At 64.1% G+C, this 15,385-nt stretch carries 14 protein-coding genes and 1 other RNA gene; 3 read left to right on the top strand and 12 right to left on the bottom strand.

Translation table 11 applies throughout. The features are described from left to right. The first annotated feature begins 3 nt into the window (after positions 1–3). Positions 4–1,065, top strand: coding sequence for a hypothetical protein (locus tag C7389_RS02280; RefSeq protein ID WP_133587916.1), 1,062 nt, complete (start codon positions 4–6; stop codon positions 1,063–1,065). Positions 1,066–1,311: 246 nt separating this feature from the next. Here C7389_RS02280 and C7389_RS02275 read toward each other — a convergent pair whose 3' ends face one another. The 8 genes from C7389_RS02275 to C7389_RS02240 all read right to left on the bottom strand — a co-directional run bounded on the left by C7389_RS02275 (position 1,312) and on the right by C7389_RS02240 (position 9,202). After that, complete coding sequence (locus C7389_RS02275; protein WP_133587914.1) at positions 1,312–2,004, bottom strand: DUF3334 family protein; 693 nt, start codon at positions 2,002–2,004, stop codon at positions 1,312–1,314. Between the two features lie 258 nt (positions 2,005–2,262). Next, positions 2,263–3,045, bottom strand: coding sequence for an alpha/beta fold hydrolase (locus C7389_RS02270; protein WP_133587912.1), 783 nt, complete (start codon positions 3,043–3,045; stop codon positions 2,263–2,265). Between the two features lie 444 nt (positions 3,046–3,489). Further along, entirely contained in the window at positions 3,490–4,848 is a 1,359-nt protein-coding gene (locus tag C7389_RS02265) for an MBL fold metallo-hydrolase RNA specificity domain-containing protein (protein ID WP_133587910.1), read from the bottom strand. Between the two features lie 299 nt (positions 4,849–5,147). Beyond that, positions 5,148–5,525: a transfer-messenger RNA gene (ssrA, locus tag C7389_RS02260) on the bottom strand. A gap of 48 nt (positions 5,526–5,573) precedes the next feature. Next, positions 5,574–6,260 carry a phosphoglycolate phosphatase gene (gene gph, locus C7389_RS02255; protein WP_133587908.1) on the bottom strand — a complete coding sequence of 229 codons (687 nt, stop codon included), beginning with the start codon at positions 6,258–6,260 and terminating at the stop codon, positions 5,574–5,576. Beyond that, positions 6,241–6,945: a bifunctional 2-polyprenyl-6-hydroxyphenol methylase/3-demethylubiquinol 3-O-methyltransferase UbiG gene (ubiG, locus tag C7389_RS02250; protein ID WP_133587906.1), complete on the bottom strand. Its 705-nt coding sequence runs from the start codon at positions 6,943–6,945 to the stop codon at positions 6,241–6,243. The genes gph and ubiG overlap by 20 nt, the downstream gene beginning before the upstream one ends. A 114-nt stretch (positions 6,946–7,059) precedes the next feature. Next, positions 7,060–7,779, bottom strand: a complete 720-nt coding sequence (locus tag C7389_RS02245; RefSeq protein WP_133587904.1) for an OmpA family protein — start codon at positions 7,777–7,779, stop codon at positions 7,060–7,062. 103 nt (positions 7,780–7,882) lie between these two features. After that, entirely contained in the window at positions 7,883–9,202 is a 1,320-nt protein-coding gene (locus tag C7389_RS02240) for a TRZ/ATZ family hydrolase (protein ID WP_133587902.1), read from the bottom strand. Positions 9,203–9,374: 172 nt separating this feature from the next. On the opposite strand from C7389_RS02240, the gene C7389_RS02235 reads away from it, so the two are divergent. Next, the gene (locus C7389_RS02235) at positions 9,375–10,739 is read left to right on the top strand and encodes a serine/threonine-protein kinase (protein ID WP_133588202.1); all 1,365 of its coding nucleotides are present in this window, start codon (positions 9,375–9,377) and stop codon (positions 10,737–10,739) included. 23 nt (positions 10,740–10,762) lie between these two features. On the opposite strand, the gene C7389_RS02230 is transcribed toward C7389_RS02235, so the two are convergent. From C7389_RS02230 to hrcA, 4 genes are all read right to left on the bottom strand, one after another. After that, entirely contained in the window at positions 10,763–11,776 is a 1,014-nt protein-coding gene (locus C7389_RS02230) for a hypothetical protein (protein ID WP_133587900.1), read from the bottom strand. Between the two features lie 84 nt (positions 11,777–11,860). Continuing rightward, positions 11,861–12,214 carry a phage holin family protein gene (locus C7389_RS02225; protein WP_133587898.1) on the bottom strand — a complete coding sequence of 118 codons (354 nt, stop codon included), beginning with the start codon at positions 12,212–12,214 and terminating at the stop codon, positions 11,861–11,863. After that, positions 12,211–13,296 (bottom strand): ferrochelatase, encoded by a 1,086-nt coding sequence (hemH, locus tag C7389_RS02220; protein WP_133587896.1) that lies wholly within the window; start codon positions 13,294–13,296, stop codon positions 12,211–12,213. Before hemH ends, C7389_RS02225 begins: the two co-directional genes overlap by 4 nt. Positions 13,297–13,351: 55 nt before the next feature. Beyond that, positions 13,352–14,380, bottom strand: coding sequence for a heat-inducible transcriptional repressor HrcA (gene hrcA, locus C7389_RS02215; RefSeq protein WP_133587894.1), 1,029 nt, complete (start codon positions 14,378–14,380; stop codon positions 13,352–13,354). A 101-nt stretch (positions 14,381–14,481) separates the two neighbouring features. On the opposite strand from hrcA, the gene C7389_RS02210 reads away from it, so the two are divergent. Then, on the top strand, positions 14,482–15,366 hold the full coding sequence (locus C7389_RS02210) for an NAD kinase (protein WP_133587892.1): 885 nt from the start codon (positions 14,482–14,484) through the stop codon (positions 15,364–15,366). Positions 15,367–15,385: the final 19 nt, after the last annotated feature.

The raw sequence follows: 15,385 nt of genomic DNA, 5'->3' as shown, positions 1-15,385 counted from the left end.
ACGATGCAGATTCCCGCGCTAGGCTCCGGCACCAGCACTTCCGGCCGCCGCCTCGCCTTCGGTGACGGCGGCGTCGGCCGCAGCACCGTGCAGGCAACTTCCGCCGGCCAGAAGGCGGCCAGGCTGCCGTCCACCCGCGGCGGCCTGCGCAACCTGGATTTCGAACTGAACCGGCAGGTGGCCGGCGCCCAGCAGGCGCTGAACTTCCTCGATCAGGCCGGCAGCCGCCTGCAGAGCCTGAAAGGCATCCTGAGCGGCAAGCTGGCGGAGAAGAAGGCCGACAGCGGCACTGCCTCGGGCAGCGATGCGAAGCTCAATGAACAACTGCGCCAGTTCAACGCCCTGTGGCGCCAGCGCGATGCCGCTACCGCCGGCACGCTGGATGGCCAGCTCAGGGGGGTGCAGGCCGGCAGCGCCCAGCAGCGCTTCCGCATCCGCGGGCTGGACGCGGCCAGCCTGGGCAGCGGCGACAAGGAAACGCTGTCCTTCTCCGCCGCCGGCAAGCAGGTGAGCGTGGCGCTGGACCCGGCAGCCGGGGAAGCCGCTGTGTTGCGCCGCTTGCAGAACGCGCTGGCACCCATCGGCATGGGCGTGGAGCGCAGCGGCGGCAGCCTGATGTTCTCGGTTGCCGAGGGCGACTGGCCGGCGGTAAGGGACTCCCTGGCGGTGAAGGGCGGTGGCCAGCGCTTCCCCACCGGCCAGTTCAACCGGGTGCGCACCGAAGCCGAGGCGGACGCCATCCAGCCGCAGTCCTGGCGCGCCGACGACACCCAGGCCGCCCGCCAGACCTTGCAGGAAGTGCTGACCGCGCTGGACTTGATCCGCCAGGCCAGGAATACCATCAGCCGCAGCCTGGCCGAGGCCGACGCGCGCATGCAGCCGCAGCAGAAGGGGGCGACAGGCGCGGCTGCTGCGGCAGACGAGTCCGACTGGGCGGCGTCCTTCGTCCAGCGTTTCGAGGCGATGGCGGAGAAGCCGGATTTCAACGTCTTCGCCGCGGTAGCGCCGGCCTTGACGGCGGTGAGCCGCAACCGGGTGATGGCCCTGCTCGGGATGGCCGCCTGAAGGCTTGCTGCCGCGAGATGTCGCGCTGGCTTGGAAAGGCCGCTTGATTTCCAGCGCGGAGCAAGTTGCAGCCGGAGCCGGGATGAGGGGCCGCGCCCGAAGGCGGCGGCAAACGGCCAAGCGAGGCGGCGGAATCCGTCCGCCCGCCAGGCCTGCCGGGCTTACGCCAGACCGATGCTTCCTCCAGCCGGAAAGAAGAAAGGCCCACCGCCATTCGTGACGGTGGGCCTTTCTTCTTTCCGGGCCTCACATGCCCAGCGACTTCAGCAATTCGTCCTGTTCATCCTGGCTGATGGCGCTGGTCGCCGGGCCGGAAGGCGCGGTTTCCTGGCCGGCGGACGCCAGCAGTGCGTCCGGGTCCGGCTCTTCTGCGGCGGCGAATTCATTCAGCTGGATGAACTCGGTACGGTCTATCGCCAGCTCCAGGTAAAAGATGTTGTTGCGGCCGGTGTAGAAGGTGACCCGGCGCGCTTCCGGCTGATCCAGGTGGGTATCCACGCTGAGGATCACCTGCTTGGTCAGCGCCAGCATCTTGGGCTGGTTCTGGGTGATGTGGGTCTGCAACTCGCGCGACACCTTGCCGGTGAAGTCGCCGACGATCTGGTTCATCAGCTCGCCCATCACATTGCCGACCTCGTCCGAGGTGAAGGCGCTGGCCAGCTCCTCCTTCGCCATCCCCATGTTGAGCATGTAGCGCTCGTACAACTCCATTGCCGCATGGGCGGAGAAATTGATGACCACCAGGCCGGAGAAGCCGCCATCGAACAGCACGAAGCAGCCGATGTCCGGCTTCAGGCAGGTCTTGCTGATGCGCTGGACCATGTTGGCGTAGCGGACCTGGCTTTCCGTCGCCACCGTCAGCACCTTGGTCACCGAATCGCACAGGCTGCGAAGGATGTCGTCCGTGCCGAAAACCACCGGATATTCCTGCGTGCTCATTGTTCCGCCATGCCATGGTTGTGGGAGAACGCTAGGTATATCACAGCTTCTCACGGCGCCAGAGGCAAGCTGGAACGAGGCGTGAAAAATCCGCGCACCGGCTGCTTTCACTGGTGGCGCTGCGGCGGGAACAGGGCGCTTGCGCCGGACTCGCCCGGCGGGGCAGGGCGCCGGTTTATCGCACCGCTTCGCCGTTTTTGAGGGGCGCAGGAGGCGCCAGGGCGGGCAGCGTCGCCAATGGCCCCTGCCGAGCGGAAATCAGGCCAGCGGCTGGATGAAGCGGGCCAGCGTCTCCACCACCGCCGCCTCGTTCTCGCGGTGGGGGAAATGGCCGGTGCCGGGCTGGATTTCCAGCTGCACCGGCCCAGCCACCCGTTCCGCGATCAGGCGGGCGTGCGCGGCGGAGCCGTATTCGTCCTCCACGCCATGGATGACCAGCGTCGGGCACTTCACCTGCGGCAGCACCGCTTCGTGCGACCAGGCCGAGAAGGCGGGGTGGAGCCAGGAGCCGGTCCAGGCGTCCAGGACCCACTGCGCCTTGTCGCCGTGGTACTTGCGCAGGCGCTCCAACTGCTTCGGATCCTCGAACAGCGTCTTGGCGGCGCGGATTCCCTGCAGGGTGACGTCCTCGACGAAGACCTGGGCCGCCAGCGTGAGCAGGGCGACGCACTGCGTGCCGAAGCGGGCGGCGCAGTTGATCGCCACGCATCCGCCGACGCTGTGGCCGAGCAGGACGAAGTGCTCCAGGTCCAACTGCGACCTGAGGGCGTCGAAATCGCCCTCGGCCTCGGCGTTGATGAAGTCCAGGCCCAGCTTGCCTGGATGCGCCGCCGATTCGCCGAAGCCCAGCCGGTCGTACGCCACCACCTGCCGGCCGGTCGCCCGTGCGAGGGCCTCCGGCAAGCCGCGCCACAACTGCACGCAGCCCAGGGAGTCGTGCAGCAGGATGATGGGCGCCTGGCGGGTGAGCGCCTGGGGCGACCAGGTACGGACGAAAAGGCGGCCCTTGGGGCCTTCGATCCAGGTGTCTCTGTACGTCATCTCCAGTTCTCTGAAGTGGGGGCGTCTGCCGGTTTCCGAAGCCGGTCTTGATTGCTCTTTGCGTCGGGTGAGGCCCAACCCCGCTCATATATCCAGCCTTTTCTTGGGCAGGAAGGGGCGGCTCCTTCGTGCTGCAGGTGCGGCAAGCACGGGGACTTGAGACCGATTTTTGCATTCCGTTGACGTTAACGTCAACCTGGGGCGGTACTGCTTGCCCGTAGGGTGGGTCGGTAGTGGTTCCGGCTGCGCGTCTGATCCAGGGGTTCGCCGGCGGTGGAGGCGCTGCATGGCCAGGTGTGGCGGGAGCCGCTTCCGGGGTGGGTATCCATGCGGCCTTGGTTAGTCGCCCTCAGGCACGTGGTCCTGCCGCGGCGGGTGGGGCGGGATGCCCTTGAGTCCTACCGTGAGGGGCCGTGTTTCGGCAAGATCCCTCCCACTCCATACTCAGAGCTCGAAAACCTGGTCCTGCAGCGGCACCGTGGCCGCCCAACCGAGTTCGCGCAGGATGCGTTCGCGCAGAGCCTCGGAGGCCTCGGCCTCGCCGTGTACGATGAAGACCCGCTTGGGCGGTCGCTGGAAGCCGCACAGCCAGTGGAGCAGGCCGTCGCTGTCGGCATGGGCGGAGAGCATGGGCAACTCGGTCACCTCGGCGTTTACCGTGATCCACTGGCCGTAGGCCTTCACCTCGCGCGCGCCTTCGAGCAGCTTGCGCCCGCGGGTGCCGGCGGCCTGGAAGCCGGAGAACAGCAAGGTGCTGCGGTGATCCGGGCCGAAGGCGGCGATGTGATGCAGCACCCGCCCGCCAGTCGCCATGCCGCTGGCGGCGATGATCACCTTGGGATAGCGGTTGGCTGACAGCGCCTTGGAGGCTTCCACGTCTCGCACATAAGTCACCGCGGCGCAGGCGGCTTCGTAGTCTGCAGCGGCGAGTTTGTGCTCGCCTTGGTGGCGGCGCATCAATTCGGTGACGCTAGTGGCCATCGGGCTGTCGAGGTAGACCGGTACGTTCTGCAGGCGGCCTTGCCGGCGGAGCAGCCAAAGATCGTAGATCAGCGACTGGGCACGGCCGACCGCGAACGCCGGGATCACCACCGTGCCGCCGCGCTGCACCGTGCGCTCCACCACTTTGCCGAGCGCCTCCACAGGATTGGTCGCGTCGTGACGGCGGTTTCCGTAGGTGGATTCGATCACGACGTAGTCCGCCTCCGCCACCCGTTCCGGCGCATGCATGATGGCGTCGTCTTCGCGGCCGAGATCCCCGGAGAAGACGATGCGTTGCCCGCCGATGTCGAGCTGCGCGGTGGCCGCACCCAGGATATGGCCGGCGCGGCGAAACAACAGCTTCGCGCCGCCGGGCAGTTCGGTCTCACGATGCAGCGGAGTGGGCCGGAAGCGCTCCAGCGCTTGCTCGGCGTCCGGCACGCGGTATAGCGGCAGCGCCGGCTTGTGCTTGGAGAAGCCCTTCCGGTTGGCGAATTCGGCATCCTTCTCCTGTAGCCAGGCGCTGTCGAGCAGGATGAGTTCGGCGACGTCGCGCGTGGCCGGAGTGGCAAAGATCCTGCCGTGGAAGCCATCCAGTACCAGCCGGGGCAAGTAGCCGCAGTGGTCCAGGTGGGCGTGGGTGAGTACGACCGCATTGATGTCGCGCGGCGACAGTGGCAGGCGCTGCCAGTTGAGCTCGCGCAAGTTCTTCAGGCCCTGGAACAAACCGCAATCGACCAGGATGCGGGTGCCGCCGCAGGTGAGTAGGTGCTTGGAGCCGGTGACCGTACCGGCGCCGCCAAGGCTGGTTAGTGTGAGCATTGGAATTTCCCTTTTGTTTTCTTTGTGGGAGAGCAGGCAGGCCGCCATGCGGATATGGCTGATTGAGCCCAAGCCGGGCACCAAGTTCCTCTTTGCCAAGGTCGGTCGGTGGGCAGTTCATTGCCAACCAGCACGTCCGGCCGACTCCAGTTGGGCGCTCGGGCTAGCGAACCGGAGAAGGCTTGCCAGGCCAGGGAGGCCATGTTCATCCATTCAGGAACTCGCCGGCAAAGAAAAAGGCCGGAACCTCGATTTCTCTCGGTGTCCCGGCCTTCCTCGGACTGCGTTGGCAGTGGTACTGGTGGAGCCGGGGGGAATCGAACCCCCGTCCGCAAGCCCTCTACAGACAGCTCTACATACTTAGCCGACCTATTTGGATTTAACTCCTGGCTTAGCCGGTCAGCAGGCCGGCCAGAAGCGAGTTACCTTACCTTTAGCTGCGGGGCCAAGTAACCCGGCCCTGCTCGCGATTCTCTGTAAATGACACTGCAGCGGCCCAGCTTACGCTGGAACCACCCGACCCAGAGACATGTCGGTGCAGCGCCCGCCGGGATTAAGCGGCGAGAGCGAAACGCTCGTCGTTGGCGTTTGTAGTTTCCCAGATGGATTTACGAGGTAACTGGTCCTCGGTATGCACTGCGCTGCTTCGCGACCCACGTCGAAGCCAGGTCGGCCCCAGTGATCGGTGATGCATTGGAACCTAGATGAGGTTAGGCATCCAGATTTCAAGAGGAAGAGTCTATCACGCCGAGAGCGAGGGTTTGAAGGAGCTGGAGAGGGTTGGCGATGATGGCGTCCGCTCCCCACTGCTCGACGGGGACAGTCTCACCCAGATAGCCGTAGGCGGCGGCGATTGCCGGCATTCCAGCAGCCCGCGCAGCCTGGATGTCCCGGAGATCGTCGCCCACATAGACGCTGCTTGACGGAGCGACGCCTGCCTGAGCGCAGGCGAGCAGCAGGGTGTCCGGGGCCGGCTTGGGCCTGGGGGCGGAATCGCCGCTGATGATGCAACTGGCGCGCGTGTCCAACTGCAGCGCGGCCATTAGCGGAAGCGTGTAGCGCTGCCGCTTGTTGGTTACGATTCCCCACTTGATGCCGTGGGCCTCCAGGCTCTGCAGAACCTTCTCCATGCCGTCGAAGAGCTGGGTCGATACGCAGAGTGCTTGCTCGTAATGAGTCAGGAAGCGCCTGGAGTAGTGCGCATGGGCGTCCGTGCCGGGCTCGATCGAGAACGCGGCGCGCAGCATGCCGGTGGCACCGTGCGAGACATGGGGGCGGAGCTTTGCCAGCGGCAAAGGTTCGCGCCCCTCTTCAACGAGCAGGCGGTTGGTGGCGCTGGCCAGGTCGGGCGCGGTATCGGCCAGCGTGCCGTCCAGATCGAAGAAAACGGCGTCAGGCGGGGCGGCGAGCATGGATGAGATAGTTCACATCGGTATCGGTGCCAAGTGAATAGACCTTGGTGAGCGGGTTGTAGCTCATGCCGATTAGCTCCTGGGTACTCAGGCCGGCATTGCGGCAATGGCGGGCCAGTTCGGACGGCTTGATGAACTTGGCGTATTCGTGCGTGCCGCGCGGCAGCAACTTCAGCACATACTCCGCGCCAACAATGGCGAACAAATAGGCCTTGAGATTGCGGTTCAGCGTGGAGAAGAAGACGTCGCCTCCCGGTTTCACCATGCGCGCGCAGGCGGCGATGGTGCTGGCTGGGTCGGGAACGTGCTCCAGCATTTCCATGCAGGTCACCACGTCGAAGGTCGCTGCGTGCTCCGCAGCATAGGCCTCGGCGCTGCTCAACTGGTAATCGACTTTCCGACCACTTTCGAAAAGGTGCAGCCTGGCAACGCCCAGCGCCTTCTCCGACAGATCCAGGCCGGTGACGTGAGCGCCACGCGCGGCCATGCTCTCGGACAGGATGCCGCCTCCGCAGCCGACATCCAGTACCTTCTTGCCGGACAGGGTGGCGCAACTGTCGATCCAATCCAGCCGCAGCGGATTGATTTCATGCAGTGGCTTGAACTCGGAAGTGGGGTCCCACCAGCGATGGGCGAGCTCGCTGAATTTCTGCAGTTCTGCCGGATCGGCGTTGGTTGTGTTCATCTCACATCCTCGAAAAAGCACGGTGGTTCTGACTGAGGTGCCAGCAGCGGCGTTCCAGCCGCAGAAATGAAAAAGCCCCGCCGAAGCAGGGCTTTTCGCCGTGAAGGCTCCGACTTACTTGGAGCCGATCACTTCCACTTCCACGCGACGATCCGGCTGCAGGCACTCGATCAGGGCCTTGCGGTTCTTCACGTTGTTGCACTGGGCGCCGGTAACCGGCTGCTTCTTGCCCTTGCCTTCGGTGTAGATGCGGTTGGCTTCCACGCCCTTGCTGACCAGATAGGTCTTCACGGCGGCAGCGCGGCGCTCGGACAGCTTCTGGTTGTAGGCGTCGGAGCCCAGGCGGTCGGTATGGCCAACGGCCAGGATCACTTCCAGCTTGATGCCCTTGGCTTGCGAAGCCAGTTCATCCAGCTTGCTGCGGCCTTCCGGCTTCAGGACGGCCTTGTCGAAATCGAACAGGGTGTCGGCGGACAGCTTGACCTTGTCAGCGGTCGGACGGACAGCCGGAGCGGCGGCGGGGGCCGCGGCCGGAGCGGCGGCGACCGGAGCAACGCAGCTTTCCTTCGGCACGATGTCGCTGTCGCATTCGCAGCCGACCGGGAACTCGCCGGCCTTGGCAGTGCTGGCAGCCGCAGGGCTCCAGTAGCCGGTGCGCCAGCAGAGGCCGGTGCCGCTGCGAGCAACGGTGTTGCGGGCATCGATGGCGTACGGAATCTCGCCCTTGCCATCGACGACGACGTCCTTCGTCTGGGCGAAGGCAGCAGAAGCGGTCAGGCCGATCGAGGCGATGGCGGCCATCATGAGCATTTGTTTCTTGGTTTGTCTGATCATGGTTTCCTCTTTGAAGGGCGAGAGATCGGAAATGCCGCTGCAAAAACAAAAGAAAACAGCTTTATATGCCGTCTTCGCGTGGATTTGAACCAGTTTATCTAGTTCAACTAACGAGCTTAGTTTGCCATACCGCCGAGAGCCTGAGCAATTCAATGTCGCTTATTTGCAACAGCGCAGAGCCTTGATTCACGCGGGCTTCGCCGTCGATCCATACATGCGAAACCTGTTCCCGGCCGGCGACATACACAAGGTGGGAAACCGGGTCGTAACAGGGGCGGGTATTGAGGTCGTTGAGTACCACGGCACATAGATCGGCCTGTTTGCCTGGCAGCAGGGAGCCGATGCGGTCATCCAGCCCCAGGGCCCGTGCGCCATTCAAGGTCGCCATGCGCAAGGCCTGGTGGGCGGGTAGGGCGGCAGCATCCTGGCTGCTGACTTTGGCCAGCAGGGCGGCAAGGCGCATTTCCTGGAAGAGGTCGAGTCGGTTGTTGCTGGCAGCCCCGTCGGTGCCCAGTCCGACGTTGACGCCGGCTTCGACAAGTCCGGGGACCGGTGCGATGCCGCTTGCAAGCTTCAGGTTGGAAGTCGGGCAGTGGGCAACGTTGCAATGCAGTCTTGCGAGCCGGTCGATATCGCTGTCGTCGAGATGCACCGAGTGGACGGCGATGGTCTCTGGCCCGAGGACGCCCAGTTTTTCCAGCCGGGCCAGAGGACGCAAGCCATGGGCGGCCAGACTATCGCTGATTTCGCCGGAGGTCTCCTGAACGTGGATGTGGATAGGTGCCTCCAGTTCGCCGGCAATGCTGCTTATCCTTTCCAGCGTTGCATCCGCCACGGTGTAGGGGGCGTGAGGGGCGAGGCTGAAGCCTAACCTTGGGTGGCCGCGCCAGCGGTCGCGCGCGGCCAGGCCCTTGCGCAGGTAGTCATCGGCGTCACTGGCATAGGGGGTGGGGAACTCAGTGATAGTCATGCCGACGACCGCCCTTAGCCCGATTGCGTCGAATGCTTCTGCCGCTGCGTCGGGGTAGAAGTACATATCGTTGCAGGTGGTGACGCCGCCCCTGAGCATCTCGGCGGCGGCAAGCAGGGTGCCGTCGCGCACGAAGCCAGGCGAGATGTGCTTGCCCTCGGCCGGCCAGATCGCCTCCTGCAGCCAGCGCATCAGCGGGAGGTCGTCCGCATAGCCGCGCAGCAGGTTCATGGCGGCGTGGGTGTGAAGATTGACCAGGCCGGGAATCAGCACATGGTCGGGCAATTCGACCTCTTTGGCGGCCAGGTAGCGTTGCCTGGCCTGCTGCTGGGGCAGCAGCGCAAGGATGCGACCGTCGTTGATGGCGATGCTGTGCTGCTCCAGCACCAGGTCTGCGGGTTCGACGGGCACTATCCAGCGGGCATGGATGAGCAGGTCGGCGCGTTCGCTCAAGGCGGTCTCCGGGAACGTGATGAAAGGCGTGATGTCAGCGTGGCGAGGGCTGGATTTAAGCACAGGCGCTGGGCTCAGCGCGGCGGTTCAGCGCTGGAATGGGCGATTGCTGCTGCTTCGTGACACAATTCACGATCCATTCAGCAGCAGGGCTTTGAGCCCTCTCGTGTTCATGGGCCAGATTCCGGAGAAGATCGGCAAGTACAGGATCGTGCGAGAGATTGGTCGCGGCGCGACGGCGACCGTCTATCTCGCCGAGAACCCTCATTACCCTGAGCCGGTGGCGGTGAAACACATCCGCTTCGACGACAAGGTGAAGGATGAGGCGAAGTGGAACCGGCGCCTGCTGAAACTGCTGAAGGCCGAGAAGGCGGTGGCCTCGCGCCTGGACCATCCGAACATCATCCGTATCTTCGATGCGGTGGTAGAGCAGGACCAGGCTTACGTGGTGATGGAGTATTTCCCCGGCGAATCCATGGAGCGCTTCTGCTCCTTTGAGCGCCTGCTGCCCATCCACCGCACGATAGGTATCGTGTTCAAGTGCTGCATGGCTTTGGATCATGCGTATCGCCAGGGCATCGTCCATCGCGACATCAAGCCGGCGAACATCCTTGTAGACGATCAGGACAACGTCAAGATCACCGACTTCGGGCTGGCGCTGAACGTAAGCAAGAAGGTCGAGTCGGACTCGACCTTCATCATGGGCGTCGGGTCGCCGGCTTACATGAGCCCGGAGCAGATCAAGGGCTATCCCTTGAACCAGAAGACGGATCTGTATTCCCTCGGCGTGGTGCTGTTCCATCTGCTGACCGGCCGGCTGCCTTTCCGGGCTTCGAATCCGGCGCAACTGGTGTACAAGATCGTCAATGCCGATCCACCCTCGGTGTCGCAGCTCAATCCTGACGTGCCGGAGCAGATGGACGCCGTGATCCGCAAGGCGCTGGAAAAGGATCTCTACTCCCGCTACAAGAACGGCGCCGATTTCGCGAAAGATCTGGCCGCGGTGCGCTACAAGATCGTGGACGACTCCGAGGTGGCGCCAGACACCAGCCGCTTCTCCATGTTGCGCAAGATGGCCTTCTTCACCGAGTTCGAGGATGTGGAGCTGTGGGAAGTGCTGCGCATCTGCACCTGGCGCAGGGTGGGCGACAAGGTGGCCCTGATGCGTGAGGGCGACGCCGACCAGCGCTTCGGCATCCTGCTCGAAGGCAAGGTGGAGATTTCAGTCAAGGGCAAGCGGGTGATGGAGTTGGGACCGGGCGAGCTGTTCGGCGAGAAGGCCTGGCTGGACCATGTGGAGCATCGTCACGGCGCGACGGTGGTTTCCCTGACGCCGCTGACTTACCTGGAAATCAACCCCGCCGCTCTGGCGCTGGCCAGCGATGAGGTGCTGGAGCTTTTCCGCCGCCAGATTGCAACCGTGGTAGTACGCAGGCTGGCCGAACTTGCCTCCGTGATTGCGCAGGACGGACCGGCTGCGGTCCGCAGCGACCTCACCGCCACCGGGGGGCTGGACCTGCAACTCGTCGAAGACTGAGCTGCCTCCAGCACCGCTGGCAGTCAGACGCTCAGATCCACCTGGCTGACCGTTCCCACGCTGCCATCCTCGCGCAGATAAACGCTGGTGCTGCGCACCTGGCCCAGAGTTTCGTTCGATGCGCTCTTGAGCGCGAAGGCAGTGTCCACCCGTCCGAGATAGAGCGCGCCAACATTGGCTTCCGCAAGTGTCCGCAGGGTGCCGGCACCGGACGCCGCCGGCGTCCATACCTGGAGCTTGGAAAAGATGGGGTCGTTCTCGTCTATCCAGCCGTTGCCGTCGGCGTCGAATTCAGCGAGTTCGGCAAAGCCGTCGCCGGTGCGGGCGCCGAACAGCTCGTTGCCGTCGTCGATGACACCGTTACCATTGCGGTCGAAGGCGAGCAGGCCTTTGCCGCCGGTGAGCGGTACCTCGTCCAGCGCGCCGTCGGCGTCCAGGTCGAAGGAAAAGCGCAGGTCGGAAAGCTGGGCGGAACTGCCGGCGAAATCCAGGATGAGCGGGTCTTTCAGGCGGGCTTCTCCAGCGCGGATGCTCACCGATAGGGACTCGCTATAGCTCCTGCTCATGCTCAGGGCGAGGTCGAAGGCAATCTCCTTTCCGTCGGTGGTGCGGACGACGCCGGCGGCGGCGAAGGAGGTGGACTCGGATTCGCTGTAGCGGGCCTCGAGATCGTAGGCAAAGCCACCGCGGACAGCATCAGGCGCGGTGTCGTTGCTATTGGTGGAAGGGGCCCATTGCGTCGTGCCCAGTTCCGACAACCGCAGGAGTTTCACCGGTTTGCCGGTGAAGTACTCGATGATTTTGATCATCAGGGAGACATGCGGATCCTGGGGGGCGGAGTCGCCATCCGCCACGGCTTCCGCCTGTTGGGCGCTGGCGGCAGCGTCGGAGATTGTTACCGTAGGTTTGCCAGGAGGGTGCCGATCGCCTTCGTCTTCTGTCCGTTGTACCCAGGCCTGCAGCCGCTGGGACAACTCCACCCGGCGTGTCTCGGCGTGGCTGGATTGCAGCTGCACTGAAGCGCTCTCGATCTTCATGGCCATTCTCCCGAATGAAAACACCCGGTGGCGATAACGGCCATCCGCGACAAAACTTGAGTCAGGGAGAACTCAGCGGCGAAGCTAGTGACCCGGGCCGCCCACCGCTTTGTTCACCAGCCAGGTCAGCAGGCTATAGAGCAGGGCGCTCCAGAAGGCGGTGCCGAAATTGGGTACATGCAGGCCGCCGATGAGGCTGGAGACGGCCCAGAACAACAGGGCGTTGATGACCAGGGCGAAGAGGCCGAAGGTGAGCAGGGTGACGGGCAGCGTGATCAGGATGAGGATGGGGCGGATCAGCGCGTTGGCGAGGCCGAGCAGAATGGCGCCGACGAGCGCGGCGGCGTAGCTGTCCACCCGCAGATCGGGGATGAGTTCCGGCAGGAGCAGCAAGGCAACCGCATTCAGCGCCCACAGGATGAGCAGTCTTACGTTCATCGTTCGGCGTCGGTGGTACGGGGCGCGGGGGCGTGACTGTGTTCCCCACCGGCCGGCAACCATCCGTCCAGGTGCTTCAACGCCAGGGTTTTCAGCCCCGCGATCCAGTCGTTGCGTTCGTTCAGGCAGGGAATGTAGTTGAACGCTTGACCGCCGTTGGAGAGGAAGGCCTCGCGGCATTCCATTGCGATCTCCTCTAGGGTTTCCAGGCAGTCGGCGACGAAGCCGGGGCACATCACATCTACCGAACGCACACCTTCGCGCGCCAGTGTCTCCAGCGTCGGCTGGGTATAGGGCCGCAGCCATTCAGCCTTGCCGAAGCGCGACTGGAAGGTGACCTGCAGCCGTTCCTCTGCCAGCCCAAGGGCCTGGGCGACAAGCCGGGCTGTCGCTAGGCACTCGCCCTGATAGGGATCGCCCAAGCCGATGCTGCGTTTGGGAATGCCGTGGAAGCTCATGAGCAGGCGGTCCGCCTGACCGTTCTTCGCCCAGTGCTCCCGCACGCTGGCGGCCAGCGACGCGATGTAGGCCTGATCGGCATGAAAGTCGCGGATGAAGCGGATTTCCGGCAGGTTGCGCCAGTGAAGCAGGCTGCGGGCGACTTCGTCCATGACGCTGGCAGTGGTGCTGGCGGCGTACTGTGGATACATGGGGACAATCAGAATGCGGCTGTAGCCTTGTGCCTTCAACGCGTTCAGTGTGTCCGGGATGGATGGCGCGCCGTAGCGCATTGCCCATACCACCCTCAGGGCGCCGTGGCCGGATGCGCCGAGGTAGCCGGCGAGCAGCTTGGCCTGGCGCTCTGTGTGGACCTTCAGCGGCGACCCTTCGTCCATCCAGATGCTGGCGTACTTGGCTGCGGATTTGGCCGGGCGGGTATTCAGGATGATGCCATTGAGAATGGGCAGCCAGACCGCGCGTGGAATTTCCACGACCCGGGGGTCGGATAGAAACTGCTTCAAGTAGGGGCGCAGGGCCGCTGCTGTCGGCGCGGTGGGCGTGCCGAGGTTCACCAGCACGAGGGCGGGCGCTGACTGCGATCGCACCGTGGGGGAGGCGGGTTCGGGCCAGTATCGGGCCATGGGCATGCTCTGACTGCAGGGTGGAATTGCGGAAGAGGCGGGCGGGCGCCGGGGGTCAGTGATTCGCCGACAGTGCGCTGGAGAGCAGGCGGGCAGTAATGTCCACAATAGGGATCACTCTGTCGTAGGCCATCCGGGTGGGGCCGATCACGCCGACTGACCCGACCACCTGGCCGTCGGCCTCATATGGCGCAGTGACGACGCTACAGCCGTCCAGTGGCGCCAGACCGGACTCGCCGCCAATGAAGATCTGCACGCCCTGGGCGCGATTGGAGAGGTCCAGCAGCTGCATCAGCCCGGTCTTCTGTTCGAAGAGTTTGAACAACTCCCGCAGGCGGGACATGTTGGAGGAGAGGTCCTCGACGTCGAGCAGGTTGGTTTCGCCAGAGATGACATAGTTGGTCGCGGTTTCCTCGGCGGCCTCGCTACCGGCTTCCACCGCGGCGGTCATCAGCTCGGTCATGTCACTGCGAAGCTGCTTCAGCTCGTCCTGCACGCGCTGGCGGATCTCCTCGAAGGAGAGGCCGGCGAAATGCTCGTTGAGGTAGCCCGCAGCGTTGCTCAACTCGCTGCTGGAATAGGCGCGGCGGGTGAGCAGGATGCGGTTCTGGACGTCGCCGGCGGTGGTGACGATGATCAGCAGGATGCGGGTTTCCGACAGGCTGATGAATTCGAGCTGGCGGATGCGTACCGCTTCTTTCCTCGGGGCGACGACCACGCCTGCGAACTGGGTGAGGCCGGAGAGCAGTTGCGAGGCCGAGTTCAACAGCCGTTGCGGCTGGTCCGGCATCAACTGCCCCTTGAGCGCCTGCACCCGCGCGGTTTCCAGCGGTTGCACGGTGAGCAGAGAATCGACGAAAACGCGGTAACCCAGCGCAGTCGGGATGCGTCCTGCGGAAGTGTGCGGGCTGGCGATGAAGCCCATTTCCTCTAGATCGCTCATGACATTGCGGACTGTAGCCGGGGACAATTCCAGCCCGGAGTAGCGCGACAGTGCGCGGGAGCCGACCGGCTGACCTTCCGCGATATAGCGTTCGATCAGGGTCTTCAGCAGGATTTGGGAGCGGGGGTCTAGCGGTGTCATGTCAGGGCTTGAATATAGCCGGCTTTGAGGGGCACGGGTCAAGTGCTGCAGTGCATTCCGGCGCGCCATGCGCTTACGCGAATATGGTTTAATCGGCGCCCATGAGTGCGCACTTCCGCAATATTGCCCTGATCGGAAAATACCAGAGCCCTGATGTGGTGGAGGCCGTGCTGGAAATCGCTGTTTTCCTGCGCGAACGGGGTGTAAGCGTATCGATTGAACAAGGGACGGCGAGTTCCATCGGTGAGGCTGGGGGATATCCGGTCGCGACCTATGACGAGATCGGCGCCCAGGCGGACCTGGCGGTGGTGGTTGGAGGCGACGGCACCATGCTCAATACCGCGCGTCGCCTGGCCGAGCATGCGGTACCGCTGGCGGGGGTCAATCTCGGCCGGCTGGGTTTTCTGACCGATATCGCGCGCAAGGACGCGCTGCAGAAGCTGGGAGAGATTCTGGACGGGAACTACAGCGAGGAATCCCGTTTCATGCTGGATGCCGAGGTAGTGCGCAACGGCCAGCGGGTTTTCCATACGCTGGCTTTGAACGACGTGGTTGTCAACAAGGGGGAACTGGGGCGCATGATCGAATTCGAGCTGTCGATAGACGGCGAGTTCGTCTACACCCAGCGTTCCGACGGCATGATTGTTTCGACTCCCACAGGGTCCACTGCCTACGCCTTGTCGGCGAACGGGCCCATCCTGCATCCTTCCGTTGGCGGCATCGCTATTGTTCCTCTGTGCCCGCATGCGCTTACAGCCCGCCCGGTCACTTTGCCGGATACCTGCAAGGTGGAAATCGCCCTGCTGCCGCCGCATGATGCCAGGGTGCACTTCGATGGCCAGACCCGTTTCGATGCGCGGGCGGGCGACTGCGTCCGTCTGACGCGTGCGCCCCTGTCCGTGCGTTTCCTGCATCCGCAGGGTTACAGTTATTTCGCCATGCTGCGGGAGAAATTGCACTGGAGTGCAAGCCCGCGCCACAACTGACCGCTCGCGTTTACCGCCA

Source organism: Azoarcus indigens, assembly GCF_004361735.1.
Taxonomy (GTDB): domain Bacteria; phylum Pseudomonadota; class Gammaproteobacteria; order Burkholderiales; family Rhodocyclaceae; genus Azoarcus; species Azoarcus indigens.
This window is presented reverse-complemented; position numbering and strand designations above follow the sequence as displayed.